Below are 5,406 nucleotides of genomic sequence, written 5' to 3'. Positions count from 1 at the left end.
GAAAGGGCCACCCAACATTGGGTGGCCCTTTCGTTTAAAAGAAGTCCGGCGGTGTCCTACTCTCCCACAGGGTCCCCCCTGCAGTACCATCGGCGCTGAGAGGCTTAGCTTCCGGGTTCGGAATGTAACCGGGCGTTTCCCTCTCGCTATGGCCGCCGAAACACTATTGATGTGTATCGTCAACACACAACATAAGAATTGTGTTGTTGAGTTCCCGACCGTACATCGGGAACCACTCAGTGGACGCGAGCACCTAAAACGGTGTGTTATCAAGTCATCGGCTTATTAGTACCGGTCAGCTTCACGCATTACTGCGCTTCCACATCCGGCCTATCAACCCAGTAGTCTGGCTGGGAGCCTCTCACCCGAAGGTATGGAAGTCTCATCTTGAGGCCGGCTTCCCGCTTAGATGCTTTCAGCGGTTATCCATCCCGAACGTAGCTAACCAGCGGTGCTCCTGGCGGAACAACTGGCACACCAGAGGTTCGTCCAACCCGGTCCTCTCGTACTAGGGTCAGATCCTCTCAAACTTCCTACGCGCGCAGCGGATAGGGACCGAACTGTCTCACGACGTTCTAAACCCAGCTCGCGTACCGCTTTAATGGGCGAACAGCCCAACCCTTGGGACCTACTCCAGCCCCAGGATGCGACGAGCCGACATCGAGGTGCCAAACCATGCCGTCGATATGGACTCTTGGGCAAGATCAGCCTGTTATCCCCGAGGTACCTTTTATCCGTTGAGCGACAGCGCTTCCACAAGCCACTGCCGGATCACTAGTCCCGACTTTCGTCCCTGCTCGACCTGTCAGTCTCACAGTCAAGCTCCCTTGTGCACTTACACTCGCCACCTGATTGCCAACCAGGTTGAGGGAACCTTTGGGCGCCTCCGTTACTTTTTGGGAGGCAACCGCCCCAGTTAAACTACCCACCAGGCACTGTCCCTGAACCGGATTACGGTTCGAAGTTAGATATCCAGAGTGACCAGAGTGGTATTTCAACAACGACTCCACACGAACTAGCGTCCATGCTTCACAGTCTCCCACCTATCCTACACAAGCCACACCGAACACCAATACCAAGCTGTAGTAAAGGTCACGGGGTCTTTCCGTCCTGCTGCGCGTAACGAGCATCTTTACTCGTAATGCAATTTCGCCGAGTTCGCGGTTGAGACAGTTGGGAAGTCGTTACGCCATTCGTGCAGGTCGGAACTTACCCGACAAGGAATTTCGCTACCTTAGGATGGTTATAGTTACCACCGCCGTTTACTGGGGCTTAAATTCTCAGCTTCGCCTTGCGGCTAACCGGTCCTCTTAACCTTCCAGCACCGGGCAGGCGTCAGTCCGTATACATCGTCTTGCGACTTGGCACGGACCTGTGTTTTTAGTAAACAGTCGCTACCCACTAGTCTCTGCGGCCACCACGCCCTTTCGGAGTAAATCCTAATAAGCGGATGGCCCCCCTTCTCCCGAAGTTACGGGGGCATTTTGCCGAGTTCCTTAACCACGATTCTCTCGATCTCCTTGGTATTCTCTACCTGACCACCTGAGTCGGTTTGGGGTACGGGCGGCTGGAACCTCGCGTCGATGCTTTTCTCGGCAGCATAGGATCACCCACTTTTTATCCGCATCGTGTCTCAGCCTCAATGAGTGACGGATTTGCCTATCACTCGGCCTACGCACTTGCACCAGGACTACCATCGCCTGGCTTGGGCTACCTTCCTGCGTCACACCTGTTAATACGCTAACCGCACCAGCATGGGGTCGTGCGCTAGCTCCCCCCCTCTCACCCCGAAGGGATCGATAAGAAGGAATTCGGGCACTTAGCACCACTGGATTAGCTTGGGCGGTTCTTCGCCGGTACGGGAATATCAACCCGTTGTCCATCGACTACGCCTGTCGGCCTCGCCTTAGGTCCCGACTTACCCAGGGAAGATTAGCTTGACCCTGGAACCCTTGGTCTTTCGGAGGACGTGTTTCTCACACGTCTTTCGCTACTCATGCCTGCATTCTCACTCGTGTGGCGTCCACGGCTGGGTCACCCCGCCGCTTCACTCGCCACACGACGCTCTCCTACCCATCAACACGGCTGGACCACGAAGGCCTACCAATAATGTCAATGCCACAACTTCGGTGGCGTGCTTGAGCCCCGTTACATTGTCGGCGCGGAATCACTTGACCAGTGAGCTATTACGCACTCTTTCAAGGGTGGCTGCTTCTAAGCCAACCTCCTGGTTGTCTAAGCAACTCCACATCCTTTCCCACTTAGCACGCGCTTAGGGACCTTAGTTGGTGGTCTGGGTTGTTTCCCTCTCGACTATGAAGCTTATCCCCCACAGTCTCACTGCTGCGCTCTCACTTACCGGCATTCGGAGTTTGGCTGACGTCAGTAACCTTGTAGGGCCCATCGGCCATCCAGTAGCTCTACCTCCGGCAAGAAACACGCAACGCTGCACCTAAATGCATTTCGGAGAGAACCAGCTATCACGAAGTTTGATTGGCCTTTCACCCCTATCCACAGCTCATCCCCTCAGTTTTCAACCTAAGTGGGTTCGGTCCTCCACGACGTCTTACCGTCGCTTCAACCTGGCCATGGATAGATCACTTCGCTTCGGGTCTAGGACACGCGACTGAATCGCCCTATTCAGACTCGCTTTCGCTACGGCTACCCCACACGGGTTAACCTCGCCACGTATCGCTAACTCGCAGGCTCATTCTTCAAAAGGCACGCTGTCACCCCTACTAAGGAGGCTCCAACGGTTTGTAAGCAAACGGTTTCAGGTACTATTTCACTCCCCTCCCGGGGTACTTTTCACCTTTCCCTCACGGTACTTGTCCGCTATCGGTCATCTGGGAGTATTTAGGCTTATCAGGTGGTCCTGACAGATTCACACGGGATTTCTCGGGCCCCGTGCTACTTGGGATACTCTTCACGCCAAGTAGGGCATTTCGACTACGGGGTTCGCACCCTCTCTGACCCGCCTTTCAATGCGGTTCGTCTATACCCTCTTGTCACGCCGGCTGCTCGGCAGAACAGCCCGAAAAGTCCCACAACCCCCAACGTGCAACGCCTGCCGGCTATCACACACGCTAGGTTTAGCCTGATCCGGTTTCGCTCGCCACTACTAACGGAATCGCGGTTGCTTTCTCTTCCTGTGGGTACTGAGATGTTTCACTTCCCCACGTTCCCTCTACCCGCCCTATATATTCAGGCGGGAGTCACCAGGTCACATTGCTGCGCCAGGCGGGGTTTCCCCATTCGGAAATCCTCGGATCACAGTGTGCTTATCCACTCCCCGAGGCTTATCGCAGATTGCTACGTCCTTCTTCGGCTCCAGATGCCAAGGCATCCACCGTTTGCTCTTAAAGACTTGAAATCACATGAGTTTGAATCGCCAATTGAAATTGACTAATGATCTTTAAGATCATCTTTCTGGACCAACCCGAAGGTCGGTCCAAAGATGCTCGCGTCCACTGTGTAGTTCTCAAAGTACGGGCGGTACCCTCCCCGCAACCAGCCACAGCCGGCAACAAGAAAGGCCCAGAGAAATCAGGCTCTCACCCGGTCCCTCAGGACCCAACAGCGTGCATGTGCCGAACCAATCCCCCCCAGCGTTCCAAACCCGAAGGCCGTACTAACCAGAGAATCAATCCTCGACACCAAGTCAAATGTTCCACCCATGAGCTAACCAGCAGAACACATTCGGTCCTGATCTGGCGCCTGGAAGACCGAAGTCTCCAGATGCTCCTTAGAAAGGAGGTGATCCAGCCGCACCTTCCGGTACGGCTACCTTGTTACGACTTAGTCCTAATTACCGATCCCACCTTCGACGGCTCCCTCCACAAGGGTTGGGCCACCGGCTTCAGGTGTTACCGACTTTCATGACTTGACGGGCGGTGTGTACAAGACCCGGGAACGTATTCACCGCAGCGTTGCTGATCTGCGATTACTAGCGACTCCGACTTCATGAGGTCGAGTTGCAGACCTCAATCCGAACTGGGACCGGCTTTTTGGGATTCGCTCCACCTCGCGGTATTGCAGCCCTTTGTACCGGCCATTGTAGCATGCGTGAAGCCCAAGACATAAGGGGCATGATGATTTGACGTCATCCCCACCTTCCTCCGAGTTGACCCCGGCAGTATCCCATGAGTTCCCACCATTACGTGCTGGCAACATAGAACGAGGGTTGCGCTCGTTGCGGGACTTAACCCAACATCTCACGACACGAGCTGACGACAACCATGCACCACCTGTTCACGAGTGTCCAAAGAGTTCTACATTTCTGCAGCGTTCTCGTGTATGTCAAGCCTTGGTAAGGTTCTTCGCGTTGCATCGAATTAATCCGCATGCTCCGCCGCTTGTGCGGGTCCCCGTCAATTCCTTTGAGTTTTAGCCTTGCGGCCGTACTCCCCAGGCGGGGAACTTAATGCGTTAGCTGCGTCACGGAATCCGTGGAATGGACCCCACAACTAGTTCCCAACGTTTACGGGGTGGACTACCAGGGTATCTAAGCCTGTTTGCTCCCCACCCTTTCGCTCCTCAGCGTCAGTTACGGCCCAGAGATCTGCCTTCGCCATCGGTGTTCCTCCTGATATCTGCGCATTCCACCGCTACACCAGGAATTCCAATCTCCCCTACCGCACTCTAGTCTGCCCGTACCCACTGCAGGCCCGAGGTTGAGCCTCGGGTTTTCACAGCAGACGCGACAAACCGCCTACGAGCTCTTTACGCCCAATAATTCCGGATAACGCTTGCGCCCTACGTATTACCGCGGCTGCTGGCACGTAGTTAGCCGGCGCTTTTTCTGCAGGTACCGTCACTTTCGCTTCTTCCCTGCTAAAAGAGGTTTACAACCCGAAGGCCGTCATCCCTCACGCGGCGTTGCTGCATCAGGCTTCCGCCCATTGTGCAATATTCCCCACTGCTGCCTCCCGTAGGAGTCTGGGCCGTGTCTCAGTCCCAGTGTGGCCGGTCACCCTCTCAGGCCGGCTACCCGTCGACGCCTTGGTGAGCCATTACCTCACCAACAAGCTGATAGGCCGCGAGCCCATCCCAAACCGAAAAATCTTTCCAACCACGAAGATGCCTCCGCAGCTCATATCCAGTATTAGACGCCGTTTCCAGCGCTTATCCCAGAGTTCAGGGCAGGTTGCTCACGTGTTACTCACCCGTTCGCCACTGATCCACCAAGCAAGCTTGGCTTCACCGTTCGACTTGCATGTGTTAAGCACGCCGCCAGCGTTCATCCTGAGCCAGGATCAAACTCTCCGTAAAAGAAAGAAACCAACCCAACCGGAATAAGGCCGAGTCAGCGAGTTCAATCTGACCAAACAGGAAGTCAAAACTGACTATCCAGATGCCAACCCCTCCGAAAAGAGATTGGACTTTGATCCAAAGGAATTCTCACCA

The 5,406-nt window shown here is 54.9% G+C and carries 3 rRNA genes; all 3 read right to left on the bottom strand.

Annotation, left to right across the window (positions count from 1 at the left end):
- Nucleotides 1–43: 43 nt before the first annotated feature.
- The 3 genes from rrf to LTL01_RS14530 all read right to left on the bottom strand — a co-directional run bounded on the left by rrf (nt 44) and on the right by LTL01_RS14530 (nt 5,271).
- Nucleotides 44–160, bottom strand: a 5S ribosomal RNA gene (gene rrf, locus LTL01_RS14540).
- A gap of 105 nt (nt 161–265) precedes the next feature.
- Nucleotides 266–3,373 (bottom strand): 23S ribosomal RNA (locus tag LTL01_RS14535).
- Between the two features lie 376 nt (nt 3,374–3,749).
- Nucleotides 3,750–5,271 (bottom strand): 16S ribosomal RNA (locus LTL01_RS14530).
- The 16S, 23S and 5S rRNA genes sit together here, the layout of an rRNA operon.
- Nucleotides 5,272–5,406: the final 135 nt, after the last annotated feature.

The organism is Microbacterium aurantiacum, assembly GCF_021654035.1.
Lineage (GTDB): Bacteria > Actinomycetota > Actinomycetes > Actinomycetales > Microbacteriaceae > Microbacterium > Microbacterium aurantiacum.
Note: the sequence above shows the minus strand (reverse complement) of the source record. Positions and strands in the feature narration are given on the sequence as shown.